The sequence below is a fragment of the Lactobacillus sp. UBA5813 genome (assembly GCF_002417895.1).
Lineage (GTDB): Bacteria > Bacillota > Bacilli > Lactobacillales > Lactobacillaceae > Lactobacillus > Lactobacillus amylolyticus.
Genome location: NZ_DICZ01000039.1, coordinates 1 through 25,224, shown reverse-complemented (window position 1 = coordinate 25,224; position 25,224 = coordinate 1). Strand labels below are relative to the sequence as shown.

General features: G+C 38.7%; 24 protein-coding genes and 2 pseudogenes. 18 read left to right on the top strand and 8 right to left on the bottom strand.

Going from position 1 to position 25,224, the window contains the following annotated elements:
• Positions 1 to 59 precede the first annotated feature (59 nt).
• The 7 genes from B2008_RS07070 (at position 60) to B2008_RS07040 (ending at position 4,150) form a co-directional block, all read left to right on the top strand.
• Positions 60 to 1,418, top strand: a complete 1,359-nt coding sequence (locus tag B2008_RS07070) for a carbohydrate ABC transporter permease (RefSeq protein ID WP_281829450.1) — start codon at positions 60 to 62, stop codon at positions 1,416 to 1,418.
• 5 nt (positions 1,419 to 1,423) lie between these two features.
• A complete protein-coding gene (locus B2008_RS07065) occupies positions 1,424 to 2,281 on the top strand; it encodes a sugar ABC transporter permease (RefSeq protein ID WP_281829449.1) in 858 nt (285 codons plus the stop codon).
• Between the two features lie 68 nt (positions 2,282 to 2,349).
• Positions 2,350 to 2,523, top strand: coding sequence for an HAD hydrolase family protein (locus B2008_RS07060; RefSeq protein ID WP_281829448.1), 174 nt, complete (start codon positions 2,350 to 2,352; stop codon positions 2,521 to 2,523).
• Between the two features lie 54 nt (positions 2,524 to 2,577).
• The gene (locus tag B2008_RS07055; RefSeq protein WP_281829447.1) at positions 2,578 to 2,979 is read left to right on the top strand and encodes an HAD hydrolase family protein; all 402 of its coding nucleotides are present in this window, start codon (positions 2,578 to 2,580) and stop codon (positions 2,977 to 2,979) included.
• A 4-nt stretch (positions 2,980 to 2,983) separates the two neighbouring features.
• On the top strand, positions 2,984 to 3,115 hold the full coding sequence (locus B2008_RS07050) for a histidine phosphatase family protein (protein WP_281829446.1): 132 nt from the start codon (positions 2,984 to 2,986) through the stop codon (positions 3,113 to 3,115).
• Positions 3,112 to 3,597, top strand: coding sequence for a histidine phosphatase family protein (locus tag B2008_RS07045; RefSeq protein WP_281829444.1), 486 nt, complete (start codon positions 3,112 to 3,114; stop codon positions 3,595 to 3,597). Before B2008_RS07050 ends, B2008_RS07045 begins: the two co-directional genes overlap by 4 nt.
• Before the next feature lie 40 nt (positions 3,598 to 3,637).
• Positions 3,638 to 4,150 (top strand): O-acetyl-ADP-ribose deacetylase, encoded by a 513-nt coding sequence (locus tag B2008_RS07040; protein WP_281829443.1) that lies wholly within the window; start codon positions 3,638 to 3,640, stop codon positions 4,148 to 4,150.
• 34 nt (positions 4,151 to 4,184) lie between these two features.
• On the opposite strand, the gene B2008_RS07035 is transcribed toward B2008_RS07040, so the two are convergent.
• Positions 4,185 to 5,420: an MFS transporter gene (locus tag B2008_RS07035; protein ID WP_281829442.1), complete on the bottom strand. Its 1,236-nt coding sequence runs from the start codon at positions 5,418 to 5,420 to the stop codon at positions 4,185 to 4,187.
• 142 nt (positions 5,421 to 5,562) lie between these two features.
• Between B2008_RS07035 and B2008_RS07030 the strand changes: the two genes are divergently transcribed.
• A complete protein-coding gene (locus B2008_RS07030) occupies positions 5,563 to 6,543 on the top strand; it encodes a cytochrome C5 (protein ID WP_281829441.1) in 981 nt (326 codons plus the stop codon).
• Between the two features lie 82 nt (positions 6,544 to 6,625).
• Here B2008_RS07030 and B2008_RS07025 read toward each other — a convergent pair whose 3' ends face one another.
• Positions 6,626 to 6,997 carry an aggregation promoting factor surface protein gene (locus B2008_RS07025; RefSeq protein WP_281829439.1) on the bottom strand — a complete coding sequence of 124 codons (372 nt, stop codon included), beginning with the start codon at positions 6,995 to 6,997 and terminating at the stop codon, positions 6,626 to 6,628.
• Between the two features lie 196 nt (positions 6,998 to 7,193).
• On the opposite strand from B2008_RS07025, the gene B2008_RS07020 reads away from it, so the two are divergent.
• Both B2008_RS07020 and B2008_RS07015 read left to right on the top strand, forming a co-directional pair.
• Positions 7,194 to 9,725, top strand: a complete 2,532-nt coding sequence (locus B2008_RS07020) for a M1 family metallopeptidase (RefSeq protein WP_281829437.1) — start codon at positions 7,194 to 7,196, stop codon at positions 9,723 to 9,725.
• A gap of 129 nt (positions 9,726 to 9,854) precedes the next feature.
• A complete protein-coding gene (locus tag B2008_RS07015) occupies positions 9,855 to 11,348 on the top strand; it encodes a peptide MFS transporter (RefSeq protein ID WP_281829436.1) in 1,494 nt (497 codons plus the stop codon).
• A 48-nt stretch (positions 11,349 to 11,396) separates the two neighbouring features.
• Here the strand turns inward: B2008_RS07015 and B2008_RS07010 are convergent, their stop codons facing one another.
• On the bottom strand, positions 11,397 to 12,605 hold the full coding sequence (locus B2008_RS07010) for a L,D-transpeptidase family protein (RefSeq protein WP_281829434.1): 1,209 nt from the start codon (positions 12,603 to 12,605) through the stop codon (positions 11,397 to 11,399).
• A 152-nt stretch (positions 12,606 to 12,757) separates the two neighbouring features.
• Here B2008_RS07010 and B2008_RS07005 point away from each other — a divergent pair, with 152 nt between their 5' ends.
• Positions 12,758 to 13,561 carry a DUF4931 domain-containing protein gene (locus B2008_RS07005; protein WP_281829432.1) on the top strand — a complete coding sequence of 268 codons (804 nt, stop codon included), beginning with the start codon at positions 12,758 to 12,760 and terminating at the stop codon, positions 13,559 to 13,561.
• Positions 13,562 to 13,584: 23 nt separating this feature from the next.
• Here B2008_RS07005 and B2008_RS07000 read toward each other — a convergent pair whose 3' ends face one another.
• Positions 13,585 to 14,232, bottom strand: a complete 648-nt coding sequence (locus B2008_RS07000) for a hypothetical protein (protein ID WP_281829430.1) — start codon at positions 14,230 to 14,232, stop codon at positions 13,585 to 13,587.
• Between the two features lie 61 nt (positions 14,233 to 14,293).
• Here B2008_RS07000 and yaaA point away from each other — a divergent pair, with 61 nt between their 5' ends.
• The gene (gene yaaA / locus B2008_RS06995; RefSeq protein ID WP_281829428.1) at positions 14,294 to 15,055 is read left to right on the top strand and encodes a peroxide stress protein YaaA; all 762 of its coding nucleotides are present in this window, start codon (positions 14,294 to 14,296) and stop codon (positions 15,053 to 15,055) included.
• On the opposite strand, the gene B2008_RS06990 is transcribed toward yaaA, so the two are convergent.
• Complete coding sequence (locus B2008_RS06990) at positions 15,052 to 15,795, bottom strand: alpha/beta hydrolase (protein ID WP_281829427.1); 744 nt, start codon at positions 15,793 to 15,795, stop codon at positions 15,052 to 15,054. The genes yaaA and B2008_RS06990 overlap by 4 nt on opposite strands.
• A 153-nt stretch (positions 15,796 to 15,948) precedes the next feature.
• On the opposite strand from B2008_RS06990, the gene B2008_RS06985 reads away from it, so the two are divergent.
• From B2008_RS06985 to B2008_RS08375, 6 genes and pseudogenes are all read left to right on the top strand, one after another.
• On the top strand, positions 15,949 to 16,551 hold the full coding sequence (locus B2008_RS06985; protein WP_281829425.1) for a histidine phosphatase family protein: 603 nt from the start codon (positions 15,949 to 15,951) through the stop codon (positions 16,549 to 16,551).
• Between the two features lie 106 nt (positions 16,552 to 16,657).
• Complete coding sequence (locus B2008_RS06980; protein WP_281829423.1) at positions 16,658 to 17,188, top strand: TetR/AcrR family transcriptional regulator; 531 nt, start codon at positions 16,658 to 16,660, stop codon at positions 17,186 to 17,188.
• Positions 17,188 to 18,249: an ABC transporter permease gene (locus B2008_RS06975; protein ID WP_281829421.1), complete on the top strand. Its 1,062-nt coding sequence runs from the start codon at positions 17,188 to 17,190 to the stop codon at positions 18,247 to 18,249. The genes B2008_RS06980 and B2008_RS06975 overlap by 1 nt, the downstream gene beginning before the upstream one ends.
• 2 nt (positions 18,250 to 18,251) lie before the next feature.
• A complete protein-coding gene (locus B2008_RS06970; protein ID WP_281829420.1) occupies positions 18,252 to 18,926 on the top strand; it encodes an ABC transporter ATP-binding protein in 675 nt (224 codons plus the stop codon).
• A gap of 243 nt (positions 18,927 to 19,169) precedes the next feature.
• On the top strand, positions 19,170 to 19,700 hold the full coding sequence (locus tag B2008_RS08365) for a hypothetical protein (RefSeq protein WP_414672001.1): 531 nt from the start codon (positions 19,170 to 19,172) through the stop codon (positions 19,698 to 19,700).
• 102 nt (positions 19,701 to 19,802) lie between these two features.
• Positions 19,803 to 20,166 (top strand): annotated as a pseudogene (locus B2008_RS08375) (transposase); the annotation flags it as partial.
• Between the two features lie 61 nt (positions 20,167 to 20,227).
• Here the strand turns inward: B2008_RS08375 and pulA are convergent.
• From pulA to B2008_RS06945, 3 genes and pseudogenes are all read right to left on the bottom strand, one after another.
• Complete coding sequence (gene pulA / locus B2008_RS06955) at positions 20,228 to 23,812, bottom strand: type I pullulanase (protein ID WP_281829416.1); 3,585 nt, start codon at positions 23,810 to 23,812, stop codon at positions 20,228 to 20,230.
• A gap of 246 nt (positions 23,813 to 24,058) precedes the next feature.
• Positions 24,059 to 24,427: a hypothetical protein gene (locus B2008_RS06950; RefSeq protein ID WP_281829414.1), complete on the bottom strand. Its 369-nt coding sequence runs from the start codon at positions 24,425 to 24,427 to the stop codon at positions 24,059 to 24,061.
• Positions 24,405 to 25,205: pseudogene (locus B2008_RS06945) on the bottom strand (IS982 family transposase); the annotation flags it as partial. The pseudogene B2008_RS06945 and the gene B2008_RS06950, both read right to left, overlap by 23 nt.
• Between the last annotated feature and the right edge of the window lie 19 nt (positions 25,206 to 25,224).

Here is a 25,224-nt window from a genome sequence, read left to right as displayed (position 1 = left end):
ATAAGCAAAGGTTGGTCGACTAAATAGTCCAACCTTTTTGCTTGAAAAGAGGAGAAGTTATGTTTAAGAGAAAAAAGAATGTAGCTCCTAAAGTAACTTATCGAGAGGTATGGACTAAAGGGGATATAGCTACCAAATTATCTTTCTTCATAATGGGTAGCAATGCTCTTGCTAATAAGCAATGGGTAAAAGGTTTAGCTTTCCTGTTATCAGAAGTAATCTTTGTTGTTTGGTTTATTTTTAGCGGTATCTCAGCATTAAGCATGCTGGTTACATTAGGTACCGATAAAACCAAAAAGGTTGTTTATGATGCTTCACAAGGAGTTTATATTACTAAACAGCCTTCGAACTCAGTTTTGATTCTGTTGTTTGGTGTTTTGGCAATTATCTTATGTATCGTAATGATTTACCTTTACTGCGTAAACTTAAGATCTACTAAACACAATTATATTTTGAAGCGTGATGGCGAACATATTCCAACTAATATTGAAGAATTGAAGAGTTTACTTGACGTACGTTTACACGCAACATTGATGACTCTTCCATTACTTGGAATTTTGTTCTTCACTATTTTGCCAACGGTCTTCATGATTTCAATGGCCTTTACTAACTATGACCGTGAGCACCCAATTGCCTTCTCTTGGACTGGTTTTCAAGCATTTGGCAGTGTGCTTAACGGTGATTTAGCTGGTACTTTCTTCCCAGTATTGGGTTGGACCATAATTTGGGCCGTTTTAGCAACAGTTACGACTTTCTTCTTTGGCGTTTTGCTTGCCTTATTGATTGAATCAAAAGGTATTAAGCATAAAGGCTTCTGGAGAACGATCTTCGTAATTGTTTGGGCTGTTCCTCAATTCGTTTCACTGTTGATGATGGCTCAATTCTTGGACTACCAGGGTGCTTTAAACACCATTTTAATGAACTTGCACTGGATTAGTTCCCCAATTCACTTTATTGACGACCAGGCTTCACCAATTATAGCTAGAATTACGGTTATTATCGTTAACATGTGGATTGGTATCCCAGTTTCAATGCTGATTTCAACCGCGATTATTCAAAATTTGCCACAAGATCAAATTGAAGCCGCCAAGATCGATGGTGCTAATGTTGTTCAAATTTTTAGATATATTACTTTCCCACAAATCTTGTTTGTCATGGCTCCATCACTGATTCAACAATTTATCGGAAATATCAATAACTTCAACGTTATCTTCCTCTTAACTGGTGGTGCCCCAATGAACAGTAAATACAACGGTGCCGGATCTACCGACTTGCTGGTAACGTGGCTATATAACTTGACCTTCGGTCAGGAGCAACGTTACAACGCTTCAGCCGTATTGGGTATCTTGATCTTTATTCTTAGTGCGACCGTATCCTTAATTGCCTACAGACACACTAATGCTTACAAGGAGGGCTAATAAACATGAAGTCTTATACACACCAGAGACAGCTCTCATTGGTCTTGCGGTATATCCTTTTAACCATCTTAGCGATTATTTGGATTTTACCAATTGTGTGGATCGTCTTAGCTAGTTTTTCATACAATGATACTGGATTTGTTTCGACCTTCTGGCCTGATAAATTCACATTACAAAACTATATTGGGATTTTCACGAACCCACAATATCCATATGCAAACTGGATTATTAATACGTTGGTAGTTTCAATTGCTTCAATGATTGTCTCCACTTTCTTAACAATCTCTGTAGCTTACGTATTATCGAGACTTCGCTTCGCATTTAGAAAACCATTCTTACAAATTGCCTTAGTTTTAGGAATGTTCCCAGGCTTCATGTCAATGATCGCTTTGTACTACATTTTGAAGGGTCTTAACATGTTGAACCTCTTCGGTTTGTTCCTTGTATATGTAGGTGGTGCCGGATTAGGATTCTACGTTGCTAAAGGATTCTTTGATACTATTCCACGGTCAATCGACGAAGCTGCTGAAATTGATGGTGCTACTAGATGGCAAGTATTTACCCACATTGGTTTGCCACTTTCAAAGCCAATGATCGTTTATACTGCTTTAACAGCATTCATCGCACCATGGACAGACTTCATCTTCTCCGGTATTATCCTTTCAACTTCAGGAAATGCTAAGGATTACACTATTGCTTATGGGCTTTACAACATGGTCCACACAGCAAAAGGTAATGCAACTGCATACTTTGCTCAATTTGTTGCAGGATGTGTAATTATCGCTATCCCAATTACTATCTTGTTTGTCTTAATGCAGAAGTTCTACGTTAACGGAATTACTGCTGGTGCTGATAAAGGTTAATCAAAAATTTGCTTATGCTAAAAAACGTCTTATCTTTTGGGATAAGGCGTTTTTGTTTGGAGAGAATAATGACAAAATTACCATTTAAAGCAATTGCTGTTGATATGGACGGCACTTTTCTTAACAGCAAAAGTGATTTTAATAGGGTAAAATTTGCTCGGATTCTGAAAAAATTAAAACAAAACAATATTCATTTTATCGTAGCCAGCGGTAACGAATTGAAACGCAGTCGTCTATTTTAAAAGATGCAAATCCTAATTTTAAAAAAAGTGATTTGTCAGGCATACGTTCATCCAATGCAAGTACAAAATTTTATGGAAGTAGCGCAGCCTATTTTTAAAATTACATTGAATGCTCCAGTTGAAAAGGTAAAAGAAATAGTACAGGTTTTTAACCAAAACCACGCTCTGAAAATTCAGGGTGTTAGCGGTGGTGGTCCTTGGATGGATTTAATTGCGCCCAAGGTAAGTAAAGGCACTGATTTAGCAAAACTTCTGGATTATTTGAACATTCCGCGGTCACAACTAATGGCCTTTGGTGATGGTGGCAATGATATTGAAATGCTGCAGCTTGCTGGCCTGAGCTATGCGATGGCAAATGGGCTGGACTGTGCCAAAAAAGCTGCTAAATTTATCGCACCAAGCAATGATGAACAAGGCGTTTTGCAAGTGATTGCCGCTTATTTAGAAAATGAGTAGCAGCATGAAATTAGTAATTGTTAGACATGGCATTAGTGCAGATACTTGGGATCGAGTTGTTGACGGCGATAATGATCCTGATCTGAGCGCAGAAGGCATAAAAGCCGTAGAAAAAATTGCACCATATATTGATTGAAGCAATTTGATTATGTTTATGCCAGTACTTTAACTAGGGTAATAAAAACTGTCAAAATTCTGACCAAGAATAAAAAGAAAATTCATCGCGATTCTAGAATCGTCGAGCTTAGAATGGGCAAGTGGAAAGATGAAGAACAAGAAAAATTAGCCTATCAACGAGCATTTGACGACTTAAAATGTGTTCAGTCTAATTATGTTGATTACGCAGATGACGCTGAAAGTTTTGCGCAAATTCAAAAACGGTGTCGGAGTTTCTTGAATGGTCTGTTAAGCAAATATCCTGATAAAACGATTTTGGTTGCAAGTCACGGGATTGCAATTAGAGCATTAATTTCTGTTATTCTTAATGTGGATATGGATAAAGTGATGAACGTAAACAATGTGGCGTTTAGCGAATTTCTTTTTGATCCTCAGAAAAATTACGCGCCGCGGATGATGAGTTTTAATAGCAAATATCCGATGTTTTATGGTAAAAAGTAATTGTAACTGAGCTAATTTCAACTTTAGGAAGTGCAATAAAATGTCAGAAATAGAAATCGTTCAGGGCAATATTACCAAAATGAAGGCCGATGCAATCGTCAATGCGGCCAATAAATCTCTTCTTGGTGGAGGCGGCGTTGATGGTGCAATTCATGCCGCAGCTGGTCCACAGCTTTTAGCTGAATGTCGTACTTTGCATGGTTGTGACACCGGTGAAGCCAAAATTACCAAGGGTTATAATTTGCCTGCTAAACATGTAATTCATACGGTCGGTCCTATTTACCGTTTTCAGAGTCCGGAAGAAGATGCAAAACTTTTGGCAGCCTGCTATCAAAACAGTCTTGATTTAGCTAAGAAAAATAATTTGCATAGTATTATCTTTTCTTCTATTTCAACTGGAGTCTATGGCTATCCTGCTGAAGATGCTGCCAAGATTGCTTTTGCCACCGCGAAAAACTGGCTGGCTGATCATCCTGATTATGAAATGAAAATTTCCATGTGTGCATTTGATCAAAGGATGGCAGATGTTTTTAAAAAAGAAATGAATGCATAAAAAATCCATGACTGTAAAAGGTCATGGATTTATTTTATTTATTGCGGTAAGAAATTCCCCAGGCAAAGATTAAAACTAATAAGAAATTGAGCAAAAGCGTGAAGCCCGTTACCCAGAAGACTGTAGCATAATTGGAAAGTCCGGAAATAGTTGACCCCATCATTGAACCCAGAACGGCACCAACTGCCTGGAAGGACTGATTGTATGAGAATATTCGACCGAAACTTTCAGGTGGGGTATTCAGGGTTAAAACGGTTTGAGCAGCTGGCAACATGGCAGCACTGGCAATTCCCAGAAAGAATCTTAAAACAGCCAGTACCCAAGGACTATTGGTTAGCGCCATCGGAATGAACAAGACGGCGCCAATAATCAGTCCAACTCTTAAGACGCGTAAAGGCCCGATTTCATCCATTTTGTGTCCAATTTTAGAGGCAGCGATTAACGTTCCCAGACCTGGCGTTGCTGCGACTACGCCGGCTACAAATGCAACATCGCCGCCATGCATCATTGATTTAACATACAGTGAAACGATTGGATCAATAGACATTGTTGAGGACTGAACCAGCATGGTTGTGATGAACATGACAACGATTAGTTTAATGCTAGGCAGGCTCTTCATGATTTCATTCATTGGCTTCATCTTTTCACGAGAAATCGGTGTGAAGTCTTCATGAACTAAAAAGCTTGTGCCTAAAAATACAAGAAACATCAATACACCGGTAATAAAGAATGGAATCCGATAGCCCCAGGCGCCACCAAGCCAATTACCAAAAAAGCTTGAAAGGGCACCACCGAGAAGTGGTCCAACCAAGTTGCCGGCAGTACCAGCCGTCATCATTTGACTCATAACCCAACCGCTGCGTTTATGTGGAGTTTCCCCGGCCATTAAGGCAGTTGCGTTGTTAATATAGCCAGAGAATGATCCCTGAATAAAACGCATGACAACAATGTAGATTGCATTAGGAGCCAATCCCGTTAAGGTAATTGTTAGTGCCATTACGCCTGAAGCGCGCATGCACATTAATTTACGACCTTTTCTGTCGGCTAGGCTTCCCCAATATGGCGAGACAATCGCTTGAGCGATAAAGGTCATGGCAAAGGCTAAACCGGAATATAAGTTGATTTGCAGTTTGCTGTAATTGCCCAAATCAGAAATAAAGAGGGAAATAAACGGCATCGTCATCGAATAGCCCATCCCCGTAATAAAACAGCCGAGCCATAGTGTATAGAAGGCTTTATGCCAACCAGCAGGTAGTTTTTCAGAATTCAAAAAGGTTCATCTCTTTCGTTAATCAATAATGATTATTTTAACATCTATTGCAAACGTTAATATTTTTTCAAAATAATTCAAAAAAATAAGTTTGAATTATTGAATTGTGCTAAGATTGGTTTTTCAGAAGGGAGAGATCTTGATGGCACATATGTCGCGAAGAGAGTATCGCATGAAGAGCGAAAATCAGGAGGCACATGCCACTAAGGCAAAAAGTCAATACGCCAGATCCAGAGCCAATGGTCGGCGCGTATATCGCGAGAGTGTAAAACCACGTAAAAGTACGATTCCTAATTTCAATGTCAACAGCACGCGGAAAGAATATACCCATGTTAGGTTGAATTTTTGGAAAATATTTTCTGATCGGCCTTATGTTTCAGTTTTGCTGATTGTAATTGCTCTGTTCCTAATCATGGTAAAAATCTGGTGGGGCTTGGTTGTTCTGCTGATTTTAACAGTAATTGGCATCTACTTTATTGCACGGTCGCATCATCCTAATCGAGTGCTTAGCCTTGAATTTAAGATGAAGGCTTCAAGAAAACTCAGCATGCTGCGAGCCCTGCAATTGGGTGCTTCTGTAACAATGTTTCTTGCGACGTATATGAAGCAGGTTGTCACCGTAAACTTTACTTCGGCCGGGTCAACGGACAGTTTGAATATTGTCGAAGGCTTTTTATCAAATCAAGGTGGTGCCTATGGTCAACAGGGAACGTACTTCCTTAATCTGTTGAATACGTTCACTGGCGGGCAGCTATGGAGTTCTTATCGTTATGCGACAAATAGTGCGCAGATGATGAGTTCCAGTTCCGGTCGAATGATCGTAATGTGGATCTTGCTGTTGATGATTGCTCCAGCTCTCTGCGTTTTGGCACAATTCTTTAAGGAGCCATACGCTAGAAATGTTACTTTGATTACTTCAATTATTGCAATGATCAGTTTTATCTTGACGCCATCTTTGATGCGACGCTGGATTGTTGCTTATGCAATGGAAAATCAAATGTTGCAAACAGCGGCTTCTAATGCTGTGACAATTGGTCCGATGGCTTATATTGCAATGGCATGTTCGATTGGAGTAATGCTGATCGCGTGTTATCGTTCGATCAAAAAAGATAATTTTAAGTAAAAAAAGACAGGCTAGAAAAATTGTTTCTAACCTGTTTTTTATTCTGAATTTTTAGCGGAATTAATTAACTGAGAGCTTTTAATTAGTACCAGTGGTGAGCTAACCAAAACTTCTTAGCATTAACCCATGAACCGTAACGGCTGTGAACATATTGATCAGCAACCCTTTCTTGGTTCTTAGCTGATAAATTGCCGTGTAAGTAAGCAATGTTTAATTGGTACTTACCGTAACAAACACCGTTTCTAGCAGTGTAGCTACCGCCTGATTCGTGCATTGCAATCCACTTCTTAGCTGCCCTTTCCCTCTTGGAAAGAGTAGCAGCTTGAACGGTTTGGTTAGTAGAAGTATTAGTAGTAAAAGTTTGTACAGCTATGATTGCTGTGAAGGCAAGTACTAAAGCTGCGAATAATTTAAATAAATTTGATTTGAAGTTTGATTTTACGTTATTATTCATAGTTCATTCATTCCCTAAAAATTTAAACTTAATGTTCTCTTAATGACTACGCTTATATACTACAAGCATAATGTGACAGCAATGTTACAAAACGAAGACGGAGCTCTTACAATCGATAAATAATCACATTTTTTAACGGTTAGAGACGCTTTTTTGGTAGAATTTAGGGGACAAATGATATTTTAGGAGGAAAAATATGGAAGTTAAACGTGTTTATGAAACTTTTCATCCTGAACATTACAATCTTTTTATTGACGTTAACCGTAAAAATAAGAAGATTTCAGGTACTTCAACTGTAACTGGGGATGCTCAAGAAAAGACTGTTTTAATTAGTCAAAAGTTTATGAAAGTCTCATCAGTTAAGGCTGATGGTCAAGATTTACCATTCACAGTTAGCGATGAAGATGAAGCAATTAAAATTGAATTAGGCAAAACCGGTAAGACTACGATTGCAATCGCTTATACCGCACCATTGACTGATACAATGATGGGCATTTATCCATCATATTACGAACTAAATGGTGAAAAGAAGCAAATTATCGGTACCCAATTTGAAACAACATTTGCACGTCAAGCCTTTCCATGTGTTGATGAACCAGAAGCTAAAGCAACTTTTAGTTTGGCACTTAAGTGGGATGAACAACCTGGCGAAATTGCTCTTGCTAACATGCCTGAAGAAAAAGTGGAAGATGGGGTTCACTACTTTAAAGAAACAGTTCGCATGTCTAGCTACTTGGTTGCATTTGCCTTTGGTGATTTGCAATCTAAGATAACTGAAACCAAAGATGGCGTTAAGATCGGTGTCTTTGCAACTAAGGCACACAAGGCTAAGGAATTAGACTTTGCTCTTGAAATTGCTAAAGAAGCAATTGAATTTTACGAAGACTTTTATCAAACTAAGTACCCACTTCCAAACTCATGGCAATTGGCTTTGCCAGACTTTAGTGCTGGTGCGATGGAAAACTGGGGTCTTGTAACATACCGTGAAGCATATCTTCTTCTTGATCCTGACAATACTTCACTTGAAATGAAGAAATTGGTTGCTACCGTTATTACGCACGAGTTGGCTCACCAATGGTTCGGTGACTTAGTAACGATGAAATGGTGGGACAACTTATGGTTGAACGAAAGTTTTGCTAACATGATGGAATATTTGTCCGTTGATGCTTTGAAGCCAGAATGGCACATCTGGGAAATGTTCCAAACCAGCGAGGCACCTGCTGCTCTTGGTCGGGATGCTACTGATGGTGTTCAACCAATTCAAATGAAGATTAATGATCCGGCTGATATCGACTCTGCCTTTGATGCAGCGATTGTTTATGCCAAGGGATCAAGAATGCTTGTAATGGTTCGAGCACTTCTTGGCGACGATGCTTTGCGCAAGGGACTTAAGTACTACTTCGATCACCACAAGTATGGCAATGCAACTGGTGATGACCTTTGGGATGCACTTTCAACTGCAACTGATTTGGATATTGGTAAAATCATGCACTCATGGCTTGAACAACCTGGTTATCCAGTTGTAACAGCTAAAGTTGCTGAAAATGGTCACCTTGTTTTAAGTCAAAAGCAATTCTTTATCGGTGAAGGAAAAGATGTCGACAGAACTTGGCAAATTCCTTTGAATGCAAACTTTGACGCACCTAAGATTATGTCTGAAAAAGAACTTGATCTCGGCGATTACAAGACTTTGCGTGAAAAGGCTGGTCATCCATTACGTGTCAATGTTGGCAACAATTCCCACTTCATCATTAAGTATGACGATACTTTGATGAAGGATATTATGTCAGACCTTGATGATTTGGATCCAATTGCTAAGTTGCAATTATTGCAAGATCTTCGTCTTTTGGCAGAAGGCAAGCAAATTTCTTATGCTGAAATTGTGCCACTTTTGACAAAATTCGCTGACTCTAAGTCTGGTTTAGTCATCAACGCTTTGTACACAACTGCTGCTAAGCTTCGTCAATTTGTAGATCCTGATTCTGATGAAGAAAAGAACTTGAAGAAGCTTTATGACAAATTATCTAAAGAGCAAGTTGCTCGCTTAGGTTGGATGCCAAAGAAGGGCGAAAGCGATGACGATGTTCAAATTCGTCCATATGAATTAGGTGCAAGCATTTACGCTGGCAACAGTGATTCAATCAAGGCTGCACATAAGTTGTTTGAAGAAAATGAAGACAACCTGGAAGCTTTGAATGCTGATGTTCGTCCATACGTTTTAATCAATGAAGTTAATAACTTTGGCAGTCACAACTTGATGGCTAAATTGATCAAGGAATATCAAAGAACTGCTGATGCTTCATATAAAGCTGATTTGCGTAACGCTGCTACTGATACAACTGATCCAGCTGAAATTAATAAGTTGATTGAATACTTCGAAGACGCTGATGTGATTAAGCCACAAGACTTGCGTGGCTGGTTTGCTGGCGTACTTTCCAATCACAAGGGTGAACAAGCTGCTTGGGATTGGATTAGAGAAGATTGGGATTGGCTTGATAAGACTGTTGGTGGTGACATGGAATTTGCTACCTTCGTTCAAGTTATCTCAAGAGTCTTCAGAACTCCTGCAAGATTGAAGGAATTCAAAGAATTCTTTGAACCAAAGCTTAACGTTCAATTGCTGAAGCGTGAAATTCAAATGGATACTAAGGTTATTGAAACCAGAGTAGATTTGATTCAAGCTGAAGGAAAGGCTGTTAACGACGCTGTTGCTAAGGCTTTGAACTAATTTGAATTAAAAAGCATTATGATAAAAGCTCTATCCGTTAGGATAGGGCTTTTTTTGACGAATAAAGAATTTAGCCTGTATAATAATGACTTGTGTAAACTTTGATTAAAGGAGTTTTATTGTAATCAAATGAATAACAAGAATATGGATACTACCTTTTTTGGTCAACCTCGAGGCTTATCTACTTTGTTCTTTACAGAAATGTGGGAACGATTTAGCTATTACGGCATGCGAGCAATTCTCCTGTTCTACATGTACTATGCCGTGACTCAAGGCGGATTAGGCATGAACCAAACGACGGCGGCATCGATCATGTCGATCTACGGCTCACTAGTTTATCTAGCTACTGTTGCCGGAGGCTGGTTGTCAGATCGTCTTTGGGGATCACGCCGAACTGTGTTTATTGGCGGTGTCTTCATTATGCTGGGTCATATTGTACTAGCATTGCCAGCAGGTACAGCTGCGCTTTATATTTCAATTGCTTTAATTGTAGTTGGGACTGGCTTGCTTAAACCAAATGTATCTAATATGGTTGGTGGCCTGTATTCAGAAGAAGATCGAAGACGGGATGCCGGCTTTAGTATGTTTGTTTTCGGAATCAACTTGGGCAGTGCCATTGCACCTATTTTGGTTCCTTGGGCCGCTAACGGTTTTGGCTTTCACTTATTTGACAGTGAGACCAACTTTCATGCTGGTTTTTCGTTGGCAGCGATAGGGATGTTCTTTGGTCTAGTGCAATATTACTTTGGCGGGAAAAAGTATCTATCAACTGACGGCTTATTACCTAATGATCCAATTGATAAAGCCGATTTATTGCGGATTGTAAAATGGATCGTAATTTGCATTGCCATTATTGCTGCAATTCTAGGCGTTATGGCTTCAATGGGTCAATTGAATGTCGATAATGTTATTACTTTGTTGACAATTGTTGCGATTGCCTTGCCGGTTTACTATTTCGTTGCAATGCTGCGCAGTCCGAAAGTTAATGAAATTGAACATTCACGGGTTAAGGCATATATCCCATTGTTCATCGCTGCTGCTATTTTCTGGGGAATTGAAGAATCAGGTTCAGTTATTTTGGCTTTGTTTGCTGAACAAAGAACTATTTTGCATATTGGCAGCTGGCATTTCTCAGCAGCCAACTTCCAGACGCTGAATCCAATTTTCATTATGATTCTCACGCCATTCTTCGTTTGGCTTTGGGAACACTGGAAAAATCAACCGAGTGCACCAGGAAAGTTTGCCAGTGGCCTGATTTTTGCAGGTTTTTCATATATTTGGATGGCCATTCCTGGAATGCTCTTTGGTACACAGGGAAGAGTTTCTCCATTATGGTTAGTCGGTTCCTGGTTTATTGTTGAAATCGCGGAAATGCTTATCTCACCAATTGGTCTTTCAATTACTACTAAGCTTGCGCCTAATGCTTACCGGTCACAGATGATGAGTTTGTGGTACCTAGCAGATGCCACTGGACAGGCCGTTAACGCGCAGATTGTTAAATTATATTCAACAAATACTGAAGTGGCCTATTTCTGGGCTGTTGGCTTGGTAAGCGTCATTTTCGGTGTCTTGATGTTCTTCATGGTTAAGCGAATTAATGGCTTCATGGAAGGCGTTAGATAAAAAAGCGTAAAAAAATAGAGCTCCAACGAGCTCTATTTTTTATTTTGTTTAGTTGTAAACAATTACAGCTTCATCCTTGATGACGTTTTTCCAAACCTTGTGGATCTCAGATGGACGAATGTTAACACATCCGTGTGAACCACCCTTAAGGTAGGCTGTCTTGCTCCAATCGGTTCTCCAACTAGCATCATGCAAACCACAGCCAGTTAAAGTAAATGGCATCCAGTACTTAACCTTGGAAGCATATTTAGTTCCATCATCGTTGTAGCCGCGAAGGGTACTTGGTGATTTCTTGTATTGAATATACCAAACACCAGTAGGAGTCCGGTTGCCCTTACCAGTGTAAGTACCAGTAACGACATCGGTTAAGTGAACAGCAACTTTGCCTTTTCTGACAACCCATAATTCCTGTTTCTTGATAGAAACAACAACGTAGTTATTGCCGATTCCATGATTGCTCTTGCCGTAGCCATGAGCATAAGTACTGTAACCTAAGCCATAGATATAATCAGCACCATTGATTGTCTTGGTACCATTCATAAAGGCTTTTTCAATTGCTGCTTGAGCCTTTTGCTCATAAATGCCCCAGCCATAGCTCTTATTTGTAACGGTAATGGTTTTGCCTTTAACGCTAGAGCCAGAAGGAACAGTGAACTTGTAGCTCTTCTTCAGAGTACCGACGTCCTTGTTCATTTGCTTTAACTTGGCAGTTAGCTTGCTGACATCTTTAAAATCATATTTGCCATTGCTGTAAGTAGCATCATCAATCAAGTCTGTTGCTTTAAGTTGGTAAGTTTTGCCAGCAATTTTATAAGAAACAACGGCTTTATTCATTTGGTTCAGCTTCTTTTTAGCAGTAGCCATTTCACTTGAACTGTAAGTGTAATTGTAATTGCTTGGTACGTCGGTATGCTGCTTCGTAAAGTATTTTTGCACTTTTGCTTTAGTAATCGTCTTAATTGAGCTATCATGGCTCAAGATTACTTTATGGTTCTTCAGCTCAACAACATTCTTGGCCTTTTGGTTAATCTTGGCAGTTGCTTTTGCTACCGTTAAGTTTCCAACCTTCACGCCGTAAATAGTAACGTTTGGATTAAAATGAGTTGTAGCGAATTTTCTTTCACGTGCTTCGCTTGCACCCCGATTATTGTGGATAACGACCCCAAAGATAATTGCGAGCACGATAATTATCCCGCCAATAATCAGAATGATATTATTGCGATTGTTACGTTTTCTTAGATCTTTTCTAGATTGCATGATTACCCAACTTATTTCTTTTCAAACATCGAATGAACGTTTGTTAACCAACAGTGTATCATCTACCAAGCGGTTAGTAAAGAAAGTACAATTAAATTAACGTTTTTATTATAATATTAAAGAAAGGCAATTTAAACGAAGAGGGTTAAAAAATGACGGATGATCCACTTGTTTTTCAAATGGGAATCGCTAAGAACAAGCCGCAATCTTACCGGAAAAAGGCTACGGTCAAGCAAAAACAATGTCCATTTTGCGATGTTGCTCACTTAACTGATATTTATAAGCGTGATGGCGACTTGATTTGGCTACATAATAAATTTCCTACTTTGCGTGATACGATGCAAACCGTGTTGATTGAAAGCCACGACCATAACGGCGATATTGCTACTTACTCTAAGGAGCACAATCGGAAGATGATCAAATTTGCTTTGAGCTGTGCAGAGGAGATGCAAAATAGCGGCAAATACGAATCCGTTCTTTGGTACAAAAATTATGGCCCGCATTCTGGCGGTTCTCTAATTCATCCGCATATTCAGATAGTTGGTCTAGAGCGCAAAAATGGCTACAAGTATATTCATCCCAACAACTTTGAGGGAGAAAGCTTGTTTAAAAATCAAGATGTGGAAGTCAATATTGCCCAGCATCCCGTTCAAGGCTATACAGAACTAAATATTAATTCTTTAACTAAAAAAGATCTGGCCTTATGGGCCGACTGGATTCAAAGCGGCGTCAAATACATGCTTAATATTATGTACAGCGGCCGCTGCGATTCTTATAACCTCTTCTTTTATCCGCGCGAAGACGGCGGAGTGTGTGCCAAATTAATTACTCGCTTTGATGCGCCGCCTTACTTCGTCGGTTATAAATTATCGCAAGTTAATGATGAAGTTACGCTTTATAATGAAGCGAAACGGTTTAGACAATTTTTTGATCATGGTTCAATAATAAAAGCCTAGAAAAAAATCCTAGGCTTTTTGCTTTAAAATTTAGTTTCGGCAAGATCATCTTCTGGTCGATGGGCTTGAATTCGTAAAACTTGCCATTCAAATTCATCATCGGGTTCCACCAAATTAATGCTCATTTTGTTTTGTGCAAAAGAGAAATCAAGATCAATTCGATTTTCAATCCATTCTACGCGATTAGGTGCCTTTTCAAGGCCTGAAACAACAATCTTTTCAGGCAAAGGGCTCTTTAAAAAGACGTATTTTTGGTAATTTGCATGGCGATTTTCTAATACAAGGCCATCTTGATCAACAGTTAAGTTCGAAAGCTTGCCTTCGTTGAAAGCATGACCAAACATGTGCATCCATTTGTTGATTTGGTCTAAAACAGCTTGATTATTTGCATTAAACTTGCCATCAGCATTAACTGTAAGATTAATGACAGTCGTTTTTCCGTTTTTGCGGTTTTGAACTAAGGTATCAATGACATTGTCCTTGGTAAGTTCGACGCCATTTTGTTCATCAGCTAAAAAAATAGTATATTTAGCGCAGGCTTTTTTTAGAAAATCGCCACCACTAACTGCTCGTGCACCGACATTGCGTGCGGTTTTGACTAAAAAATCCGCATCGGCGTTTTGTTCAGACTCTAATTTGAAATTTAAGACAATTGCAAAATCAGGATTCATGAAAAATACTCCTTTATTTAATACTTAGCTATTTTAACTTAAAAAGCGAGGAAAGGAAAAGATGAAAATTATTATTGCTCCTGCTAAAAAGATGAGACGTGATTTGGACGCCTTTCCCGTTCAAACTGAGCCGGAATTTCTTGCGCAAGCGCAGACGCTGGCTGTTTTTTTAAAAACAAGATCTGCTGCGCAACTAAAAGAGCTATGGCAGGCTAGCGACCGTGTGGTTCAGCAGGCCGAAAAGCAGTTAGCGGAAATGAATTTGAATGAGCGGTTAACGCCAGCAATCGTTGCCTTTTCAGGTATTCAATATCAATATATGGCACCTGATTTGTTCACGCAGCCAGCACTTGATTATATTCAAAAAAATCTGCGAATCCTTTCCGGTTTTTACGGCAGCTTGCGGCCGTTTGACGGAGTTTGTCCATATCGCTTGGAGATGAAAACCAAGATGGTGGGGTTCAAGGATTACAGTTTGTATCACTTTTGGAATCATCAGATTGCTGATTCCTTGTTTAAGGATGATGATCTGGTAATTAATCTTGCTTCAAAAGAATATTCACGTATGGTTTCGCCTTATTTAAACGATAACAGAAGGATGATCAGCATTGATTTTCAAGAAAAGAAAAACGATAGCTGGCGGACGATTGCTACTCACGCTAAGATGGCGCGTGGGGAAATAGTGCGCTTTATTGCCGAAGAGCAAATAAAAACTCCCGTGCAATTGCAGGAGTTTCATGATTTCGATTTTCAATTTTCACCGGATAACAGTACAAAGGATCATTTTGTCTTTCGTACCAATTTTGACTTTAAGCGGCATTAAAATAATGGTTTGACAAAGTCAGCGGCTAGTTGAGCAGCTTGATATTTGTATTCATTAGTAAAGCTGTGATCAGCATTTTCAATTAGATGCAATTCACTGTTAGCGTAAATTTCGTCGTACTTCTTGCTGTATTTAGGATCAACTACTTCATCCTTGGAACCAACAATAATTGAAGCAGGGCCGGTATAACGCTGAGCAATTTCATAAATTGGCAATACTTGAGCAGTTCTTAAGTAGAAGCCGCCCAATTTTTTATTGCCAAAAGGTACGTTGGCAGGGATGCGATCAGGGTTGTAGGTAGCCCCGCGAGTGCTGCCTTTTAATGCATCATCTTTTAATTGAGCCGCAGGTGCTAATAAGACGACTTTTTTAATTATATCAGGGTAAAGACCAGCAAGCATTGAAGCAACTACTCCGCCTTGAGAATGGCCGATCAAAAAAATGTTGCGAACATGCGGATCAGTTCGGACGTAATCTAAAATGGCTTTGCCATCTTCAATTTCATTTACCACGGTCATATCTTCGAACTTGCCATCGCTTTCGCCGTGACCGTTGAAATCAAAGCGGACACTGGCAACATTTTCATTGCGCAAATTATTGGCAATTTGCTTAAGCAAGTCAGTATTGCGGCTGGAAGTAAAGCCATGCATCAAAATTGCCATATCATAGATTTCGCCAAATGGTTCTTCACGATCGCCTACCAAGGTTAAACCATCGCGTTGAATTGTAATGCGTCCCATTGTCATTAGCTCCTTTAACATTTATCTTTCTAATAGTATTGTATACTTTTTAAATGTTAAATAAGCAAATTTTATATTTAAAATAGTTAAGAAAATGGAAAGAAAGTACACAAGATAGTAAGATAATTATAGTTAAGAACGGGAGTTGAAAAGATGGAAATAGTATTTATCAGACACGGTCAAACTGATGTTAATAAAGACAACCGCTTGCAAGGATCCCTTGTTGATGCGGAACTTAATGAGACTGACGGACGCAATTATGCCAAAAAGGCTGCCGCTAACTTTGATGAAAATGAATTCGACGTGGTTTATTCAAGTCCAATGAAGCGCGCTGTAGAAACTGCCAAGATTTTTACTAAAGGCCGTAAAGAAATTAAACTTGATAAGCGCCTGCTTGAGTTTGACTTTGGCGACTGGGATGGCATGAAGATGGAAGAGATCGGAGACAAATATCCCGATGTTGTCGATCCTTGGGGCAAGGTTAACCGCGATTACGTTAAATACGCTAAAAATGGCGAAACTTACGAAGAATTTGACAAGCGCTGCGGCGAATTTTTAGACGAAATGTATCGTAAGTATTCTGATAAAAATGTTTTAGTAGTTGCCCATGGCAGATTAATTAGAATGATGGCTGCTCATTATTTGACTAATGGTGATATGGACAAAATCGATACGATGGATAACTGTGGATTAACTAAGTTTGAAGTGCGCGATGGTATTGCCAGATTGTTTTACTACAATCGGTTACTCGCTTAAGCTGGAATTTTCCGGCTTTTTTGTAATTAAATATTGACATCGTGTCATCTTCTTCCTATCATAATGATAGTTGATGACGGAGTGTCATTTAAGGGAGGCTTGTTTGATGGTTAAACAAACTTTTTTAAATTTGCCGGATGAGAAGAAAAAGCGTGTAACTGCGGCTTTGCTGCATGAATTTAACAATCATGCTTTAACTGATGCACAGGTAGCTAGAATTGTTAAGGATGCCAATATTGCCAGAGGCGCGTTTTATAAATACTTCGATGATTTGGCCGATGCATATACTTATTTGTACAGAATCGCAATTCAAGAGATTCATATGAATATGCAGCCATCGGAAAAATTTGACCCAGCATTTTTCTATGATCAAGTCTGTAAGTTTATTTCAGAAACGCAGCACAGCAAGTATGAGGCAATGATGAAGCTGCATATGCTGCGCAATGAGGCTGCTCTTCCCGGTGCGATGAAGACCAACTCTGAGCAGCTGCTGAAAATGAGCCCTGAAATGTGGAGCGCAATGGTTCTGAGTCATGAAGTTATCAATTCTGTTTTCGCTGATCCCGAAAATAGAGAAAAGAATCTGAAACGATTCAAAGAAAGTCTGTATTTGATAGATAGAGGGAGTAAAAGGTAATGTTTTTAGCTTTTAAGGAAATAAAGCGTGAAAAAATGCGTTACGGCTTGATCATTTTGGTGATTTTTTTGATCAGCTACTTAATTTTCATGCTTTCTTCATTGGCTCTAGGATTGGCTGATGAAAATACCCAGGCGATTGAATCTTGGAAAGCACAAAAAGTTGTTTTGAATAAAAATTCCAATATTAGCATGAGTCAGTCGGTATTAACCAAGACTGATCTTAAAAATGCTAAAGTAGGCAAAAAAGAGGCATACGTTGGCTTAACGCCTTTTGTAGCTAAGGCCAAGAATCGTCCGTCAATGTCTGCACAATTCTTGGGGATCGATAAGGATCAGTTCATTTATAAAGACCAAGAAGTAGTTTCTGGTCGCAAGGCTAAGAAAAATAATGAAGTTACGGTTGACCAGGCCTTCGAACAAAAGGGCTATAAATTAGGCGACAAAATTTCTTTGAATGATTCGAAGAAGAAATACAAGATCGTTGGCTTTCTTAAAAATGCCAAGATCAACATTGGCCCAATTGTCTATGGTTCAATGGCTACCTGGAAGAAATTAAAGGTAACCATGCCTAATGTCCAAACTTCAGCAATCATCTCACAAAACAGCAATTATAAGTTCAATCACAAGAATGCGAAGACATATGACATTAAGACTGTCATTAACAAGTTGCCAGGCCATTCAGCTCAAAACATGACTTTTGAATTGATGATTGGTTTCTTATTCGTTATTTCATTAATCATCGTAGCAGCCTTCTTGTACATTTTGACGATGCAAAAATTGCACAACTTTGCAGTTATGCGTGCACAAGGTATTCCATCAAAGACTTTGGTTAATGCTACAATCAGTCAATCAATTATTTTGATGGCTAGCGGCGTAATCGTTGCTCTTCTTGCAATGTGGCTGACGGCAGTCTTATTGCCAGCTGCTGTTCCAATGAACTTTAGTCCGGCGATCATGGTTGTTGGTACGGTCGGCATGCTTTTGATGGGCATTATCGGCAGTTTGATTCCAGTAAGATCAATTTTGAAAGTTGATCCGGCACAAGCGATTGGAGCATAAAAATGGCAGTAATTGAATTAAAAGATGTAAAAAAAGTCTATGGTAAAGGCGACGCTCAAGTTGAAGCCCTGAAGGATGTCAATTTTGAAGCTGATAAAGGAGAAGTGGTCTTAATTATGGGACCATCCGGCGCTGGTAAAAGTACGTTTTTAACCATTGCTGGTTCTCTTCAAAAGTCAACTTCTGGCCAAGTGTTAATTAATAACGAAGATATTACCAAGTTTTCAGCCAAGGAAAGCAATAAATTGCGCTTGAACAAAATCGGCTTTGTTTTGCAAGCCTACAACTTGGTACCATATTTGAGCGTGACCGAACAATTTATTTTGGTTGATAAGGTCAAAAAGCAAAACAATCTGTCTAAGGATGATCTGGCAAAATTATTTAAGGATTTAGGAATTGAAAAATTGGTGAAAAAATATCCTAATGAATTATCCGGTGGTCAGCAGCAAAGAGTAGCAATTGCACGGGCACTATATGCCAATCCTGAAATTCTTTTGGCAGATGAGCCTACAGCTTCATTGGATACGCAAAATGTAGAAGAAGTTGGCAAGCTGTTCAAAAAACTAGCCAAAGAACGTAACAAAGCAATCATGTTAGTTACGCACGATCCTCGTCTTGAAAAATATGCGGATCATATTTATGAGATGATGGACGGACAAATGACCAAGAAAAAGTAGTTGAATATAAAAAGTGTCTGGGAAAAACTAATTCCCTGACCTAAACAAAAATGCGCTAAGAGATTTCTCTCTTAGCGCATTTTTTGTGTACTTTCAGTCCAGGCCTTGATATTATTAAATCACCACAAAATAAAAACAAAAAGGTGGACTTAATCATGTATCAAAATTATATCACAGGCCAGACTGCTTTAACACTCAACTTGGATTTTTCCATTCCTAAAAATCATCTCGTCAACGTCATTAATGATTTCGTTGATTCGATTCCAGCCGATGGTTTTAGCCGAACAAAGAAGCATTTCCTACCACACAATTAACAACTTCCGTTCAAGCGAGCATGCCAATCTATTGATTAAAAAAAGCTTTGTTTACTTCGTTAATATGCTTCAAGAAGAAGAATTAATCCGCGAAGAGGCAATTTTTATTGACGGAATCAAGCTCAAAACTCAGGCAATGGCTTTTTACGATGAATTAATTGCCAAGAATATGGCCCGGGCAATGCGGGAAGAAGAAATTCAAACCAGTACTGGCATGGAAATATTGGCAGAAGAAACCGAGCAAGAAATTGCAAGACTTGGCGATGAAATTGAGAAAGAGCCTCGTGCCGTTCCCGGCGGCTCGCCTAATAAACAAAAGCGTCGAGGATTAAAAAAATCCTGCATCGTCTGCGCAAGGATTATATTCCTCGTGCACAAAAGTATGAACAAGCCAAGCAGATTTTCGATGGCCGCAACAGTTATTCCAAAACCGATCATGACGCTATCTTTATGCATATGAAAGAAGATCACATGAAAAACGGCCAGCTCAAGCCAGACTACAATATTAAGGCAGCGAGTATAATTATTCAATGCGATGACTGCTACACTGATTGGCAAGAAGTATTTAAAAGGAAAAGCAAAGAAAGTTCTTCAAAGCGAAGAAGGCAGACGAATCTACGGCTGCAGAAAGCCAGATGTAGAGCCAATCTTCGGGCACATGAAGAACTGTTTTGGCATACGCCGAACTCATCTGTGAGGCAAAAATAAAGCGGCAACAGATGTAGGGATTGATGTTTATGACCATGAACTTAAGCAAATATTGGCAAAGAAGAGCTCAATAAATGGGCTTTTTTTAATAATCGGATAAAAATAAAGAAAAGAAAAAATCGAAACTGCTAAAAAAGCAATTTCGATTTTTTGAATATGCCCGGAAATCAGTTAGTTTTTCCAGACACTTTTTGTTCCAAAATAATTTTAAGTATTAAGTAAATGGTTAATTAGATTCAGAGCTTTGTAATTATGTGGAGAAAAGATTATGAATAGCAATTAATCCTTTTTAACATTAGCAACTTTGACATATTTATTGTTACCAATGCGATAGAACTTTTTACCTTTGATAGTAACAATCTTATCATTATCCAGTGTCAAGATTGTGCCCTTCTTCAGAACAATATGCTTGTGGCCTTTCTTAATGGCCTTACCACTCTTTGCGTAAACAAAAGCGTTATGGATCAAAACTTTGCGTTTCGAAGTATTATTAACTTTGACGTATTTATTTTCTCCAATTTGGTAGAATTTCTTACCGTTGAAGGTAAAGATTTGACCATTGTTCATAGCATGAATAGTTCTACCCAATTTAAGGACAATGTTCTTACCATTTTCTTTAAGAGTAGTAATTCCATCATTTTGATAGATATAAGCATTATTAGTTAAGACAATATCAAGAGCTGGTAAAAGCTTATCAGTATCACCATTGCCTTGAATTTGTGATGAATCAGCTGAACCAGTATTAGTGATGGAGCCAGTATTACCAGTATCACTAGGGGTTACTGGAGTTTCATCTGGAACTACAGCAATCAACGTGCTAAGTGGCATCAATGTTGTAGCCTTGCCTAAGACAACATTTCCATCGCTGTCTAGCAACTTATCAGCTTTAGACAAATCAACATCATTCAATTCAGCATTACTATCGTTAACATTAAATACTACATAAAGTGTCTTGCCATCTTCTTTGTAAGCGAAAGTAAAGATACCACCTTCACCAGCATTGACTGTCTTTATTGTCTTAGCGATTTCATCATAATTGTTCAATCCTAAGGCAGGTTGACTCTTACGTACATTAACCAAATCTTTGAAGTAGTTAACAAGATCTTGATTTTCTTTGACACGTTCCCAATTAATTTCGTTGACTGAAATTGGAGCATTGAAACTATTATTGTTACCGTCTTTAGTTCTTAAAGCTTCTTGGCCACTATCAACGAATGGCACACCTTCGGCCAACATGATCATTGACGTTGCTAATTTATCACGCTTAATAATATTAGCTGGAGATTCATCTGGTAAAGCCGACTTCAACAAGTCATACAAAGTACGACCATCGTGACATTCAACATAGTTGATAGTTTGACTTGGTGATTGATATGGGTGAATCTGCCAAGAAACACCAGGAATTGCTAAGTCCTTACCACCCAAGTAGCTGGCAATAAACTTCTTAGCATCAGCTTCATACGTTTTTTCTTTTCCATCACCGATAACCAAACCTGGAGCGTAAGTTGGTTCATTAGATCTTACTGAGTTTCTAATATCATCACTGAAGAAGCCAATTGAAGGGATTTTATCTGCATTGTATTGACCAGCACCGATATCACGCTTGGTGGTTCTCATATCCCAGCCTTCACCATAAAGAAGCATACCAGGATCAATCTGATTTAATTCAGTCCGAATATCATTCATGGTAGTAGTATCAAGCAATGACATAATATCAAAGCGGAAGCCGTCAATGTTGTAGTTTTTAGCCCAGTATTTAACTGAATCCAAGATATACTTTCTCATCATCAGGCGTTCACTGGCAGTATCATTACCACAACCACTATCAGTTACCATATTGTTATCATCATCGTATTCGAAGTAATAACCTGGAACTGTCTTTTGCAAGGCTTGGTCATTTGGTGAGTATACGTGGTTGTAAACAACATCCATGATTACTCTAATACCGGCCTTGTGCAAACCGTTGATCATTTCTTTCATTTCCATGATTCTTGTGGTTGGATCAGCTGCGTTGCTTGAATAACTTCCTTCTGGAACATCATAGTTCTTAGGATCATAGCCCCAATTATAAGTTCCATCATTTTTAGTTTCATCAATACTTGCGAAGTCAAACATTGGCATAATTTGAACATGAGTAATGCCTAATGACTTCAAGTAATCCAAACCAGTGACCTGGCCATCAGGAGTTACGCCTGATTCAATCATGCCTAAATATTTACCTCTATCTTTAATACCTGAGTTTGGATCACTCGTAAAGTCACGAATGCTGGTTTCATAGATAATTGCATCAGTTGGGCTTGAGAATGAAGGCATTCTATTAAAGTCATCTGGTTTAATTGCATCATAATCTTCAATAACTGAACGAACACCATTGATGGTTACTGCCTTTGAGTATGGATCATTACTTTCAGTCTTGCTACCATCACCGAAGGTTAAGCTGTAATCATATGCCCAATCCTTGTAATCACCTGGAAGAGATACTGACCAAACACCCTTATCACCACGAATCATGACAAATGTCTTAGTTGCAGGTGAGTCATTATCCAATGAGTTACTATATAAGTTCAAAACAACATTCTTAGCTGTTGGTGCCCAAAGTTTAATTTGGGTTTGTTTTTGAGTGTATTTTGCACCTAAATCATCGCCGTCATAGTAATATTTGGCATCGAATGCATCGGATCTGACGTATTTGCCAATATCGATATACTTAAAGTTGTTGTAAATTCCAATTTGATTATTAGCTAAAATATCAAGATCTTTGGCTGTGGTAATCTTAAATTCTTTACTCTTGCCATCTTGATCAGCGTCAACTGCGGATATATCAACAACTTCGTTATTGTTCATTTTTAAGATGGCTTTAGCTTCATCTGCAGTCATCTTTTTAGCAGTCTTTATATCTACTATATTGCTTGATTCCATTGAAGCTGAAGCTAAGCTTTCTGGTGCTAAAGCAAAGCTTGGTGTGTAGTAAGCCGTTGTATCGTTATTTACTAAATAAATATCAGTAGTTCCATCGCCTGGAAGCGGAGTAAATTCTCTAGTCTCAGTATCACTACCAATCGGTGAAACAAAAATCTTTTTAAATGTTTGGCCTGACAAGTCAAAGCTACCAACTTCATCATCATCGTCTTCCTTCGATAATGATACTGTCTGTTTACTTTGATCAGTATCAGTCCAGTAATTAAGACTTGTTGCATCAGGATTACCATGATAATGAACTGTTATTTTAGCTGAATTATAGCTTGGAGTTACATCCTGACTATCATCAGAACCTTCTTTGTACCAAACTTCAGCCTTACCATTATCGTCAACAGTCAATGAACGGTCGTTACCTGTACCATCTTTATCCCAGGAGTTTGTACCTTTAATCAAAACTCCTACTTCTTGTTCATCATTATCGAGTGTAATGTTGGCATAATAACCATAATCATCCTTGCCGTCCCAATTATATTGAACACCAGTACTGCTTGGATTCTTGCCCCATACATAAGGTACCCATTTAGTACCATCACCTTTATAGTGAATAACAACTTTAGTTGTGTCCTTTACCGTTTCTGTATCAGATTGAGGTGTTGCAGGAGCTGAAGCACTACTTTCTGCATTTGCTGCTGGTTGCGCATTATTTTGCTTAGCTGCAGTAGGTGTAGCTTGATTACCTGCATCTTTTGTTTTATCTTGGTTATTAGCCGTTGCAGGATGTTGTATTTGCTGTGTTTGTTCGGTGTTGTTTGCTGCTTGATTTGCGTCAACTTCAGCGGCTTTAACATTGTTAGTCCAAGTTGCACCAAGCCAAAGGCTCAAAATGGCTGATGCACAAACAAATACGCATTTACTTCCACTGTAACGGTTTTTATTTTTATTCATTATAGTTTCCTCCTGTTTGAATATTCCGGAATAAGTGTATATTAAAGCGCTTTCATCAACAATAGCGAATGTGTATGTTACCGCTAACAATTTGTATGTTAATCTGTATTTGTGCATATGAAAACCCGGATTTATTTTAATCGTTTTTATATTTCAAAAAGAAAAAGGTTGATTTATCAGCATCTAAAAAATGTTGGTTATCAACCTTTTTAATTTAACAATCTAAAAAATTTGATTAGGTTATTATTAATTTTTTGCATTTTCAAGTTCAGAGATCATGCTATCTCTATATGTTTGTGAGTCCAAATCACCTGTACCACGCCAAAAGCTTAAATCATTATCATCATCGTCTTCACTTGTATTTTCTTCAATTTCAAGCTTTTGAGCTTCAGTATCAAGAATCATAGCATAATTACTCTGAATCATGTATTGGAAAAGCAAACTATCATAATCAGAATTGGCCTTATTGTGCATTACAAACAAAGTATGCCTATCTTCAATGATGTTTAATTCTTGAGCTTTATTATTAATATGATCAAGATAGATTTGAATTTCTAACAGGATCAGTAATATTATTATTATACGCGTGGTGCTAGTTGAAGAAGCTGAATCCATATCTCTGTAGGATGTAGCTGATATTGTAAGTTAGTACAATTATCTCGACAGTTTGTTGGAAACCATCTACACTTCTTGCAAGTATATTTTCAATTCCGTAGTACTTTAGTACTGAACACACACTCTCGATTGTTCTGCGAATTGCCATTAGCTCTCTTTTGTTATGCTGCTTAGCACCCTTCATATTTTTCCGATAAGGTGTCCACAGTATATAACCGTCTATCTTGAGGGCATCGTGCAGTCGTTTGCCTATATAACCTTCATCGCCTAAGATAAAGTGCCCTTCGGGACGGGTACTGAGAATCAGCTCTTCTGCTTCTTTTGCATCGTGGATTGATGCCTTGGTGATTACATAGCCAAGAATATACCCGTCTTGAGATACGGCAAAATGGCCTTTAAAACCGTAGTAGTAAAACTTTTTGGTTGAGTTATAGCCAATGTTGGCTGTTCCTTCAAATACCTTAGCCCTGCGGTTTCTAATTGGCTGACACAAAGGCATGGGTAGACTGTCAATGATCATGTACTGATCGGACAGATCGACTCTTGACTTCAGATCGTTGACGATCTGAGCAGTGATGCCGAGAAGCGCTCTAGCCCTGCAATTAAAACGAGACCTAGAAAGACCACAAAGTCCCCAGCAACGGGCAAATCTGCGCTGAGAAGATATACCTTCCTCAGCTTGCCAGACAAGTAATGCAATGATTTCGTAGTCTGGAACCTTTACCAGACTGGCATTGCGGCGGTGAGTTAACCGAGATGGGGCGTACTTGTAATAAACTTAAACTTCCCACACCAAA

Bases quoted from the DNA above. Each gene is read 5' to 3' on its own strand.
- B2008_RS07010 (WP_281829434.1), bottom strand. From the start codon at position 12,605: ATGCAATCTAGAAAAGATCTAAGAAAACGTAACAATCGCAATAATATC.
- B2008_RS07040 (WP_281829443.1), top strand. From the start codon at position 3,638: ATGTCAGAAATAGAAATCGTTCAGGGCAATATTACCAAAATGAAGGCC.
- yaaA (WP_281829428.1), top strand. From the start codon at position 14,294: ATGAAAATTATTATTGCTCCTGCTAAAAAGATGAGACGTGATTTGGAC.
- B2008_RS07025 (WP_281829439.1), bottom strand. From the start codon at position 6,997: ATGAATAATAACGTAAAATCAAACTTCAAATCAAATTTATTTAAATTA.
- B2008_RS07070 (WP_281829450.1), top strand. From the start codon at position 60: ATGTTTAAGAGAAAAAAGAATGTAGCTCCTAAAGTAACTTATCGAGAG.
- B2008_RS06970 (WP_281829420.1), top strand. From the start codon at position 18,252: ATGGCAGTAATTGAATTAAAAGATGTAAAAAAAGTCTATGGTAAAGGC.
- B2008_RS07020 (WP_281829437.1), top strand. From the start codon at position 7,194: ATGGAAGTTAAACGTGTTTATGAAACTTTTCATCCTGAACATTACAAT.
- B2008_RS07000 (WP_281829430.1), bottom strand. From the start codon at position 14,232: ATGAATCCTGATTTTGCAATTGTCTTAAATTTCAAATTAGAGTCTGAA.
- B2008_RS06980 (WP_281829423.1), top strand. From the start codon at position 16,658: ATGGTTAAACAAACTTTTTTAAATTTGCCGGATGAGAAGAAAAAGCGT.
- B2008_RS08365 (WP_414672001.1), top strand. From the start codon at position 19,170: ATGATTTCGTTGATTCGATTCCAGCCGATGGTTTTAGCCGAACAAAGA.
- B2008_RS06975 (WP_281829421.1), top strand. From the start codon at position 17,188: ATGTTTTTAGCTTTTAAGGAAATAAAGCGTGAAAAAATGCGTTACGGC.
- B2008_RS07065 (WP_281829449.1), top strand. From the start codon at position 1,424: ATGAAGTCTTATACACACCAGAGACAGCTCTCATTGGTCTTGCGGTAT.
- B2008_RS06950 (WP_281829414.1), bottom strand. From the start codon at position 24,427: ATGGATTCAGCTTCTTCAACTAGCACCACGCGTATAATAATAATATTA.
- B2008_RS06985 (WP_281829425.1), top strand. From the start codon at position 15,949: ATGGAAATAGTATTTATCAGACACGGTCAAACTGATGTTAATAAAGAC.
- B2008_RS07055 (WP_281829447.1), top strand. From the start codon at position 2,578: ATGCAAGTACAAAATTTTATGGAAGTAGCGCAGCCTATTTTTAAAATT.
- B2008_RS07060 (WP_281829448.1), top strand. From the start codon at position 2,350: ATGACAAAATTACCATTTAAAGCAATTGCTGTTGATATGGACGGCACT.
- B2008_RS07050 (WP_281829446.1), top strand. From the start codon at position 2,984: ATGAAATTAGTAATTGTTAGACATGGCATTAGTGCAGATACTTGGGAT.
- B2008_RS07015 (WP_281829436.1), top strand. From the start codon at position 9,855: ATGAATAACAAGAATATGGATACTACCTTTTTTGGTCAACCTCGAGGC.
- pulA (WP_281829416.1), bottom strand. From the start codon at position 23,812: ATGAATAAAAATAAAAACCGTTACAGTGGAAGTAAATGCGTATTTGTT.
- B2008_RS07030 (WP_281829441.1), top strand. From the start codon at position 5,563: ATGGCACATATGTCGCGAAGAGAGTATCGCATGAAGAGCGAAAATCAG.
- B2008_RS07005 (WP_281829432.1), top strand. From the start codon at position 12,758: ATGACGGATGATCCACTTGTTTTTCAAATGGGAATCGCTAAGAACAAG.
- B2008_RS06990 (WP_281829427.1), bottom strand. From the start codon at position 15,795: ATGGGACGCATTACAATTCAACGCGATGGTTTAACCTTGGTAGGCGAT.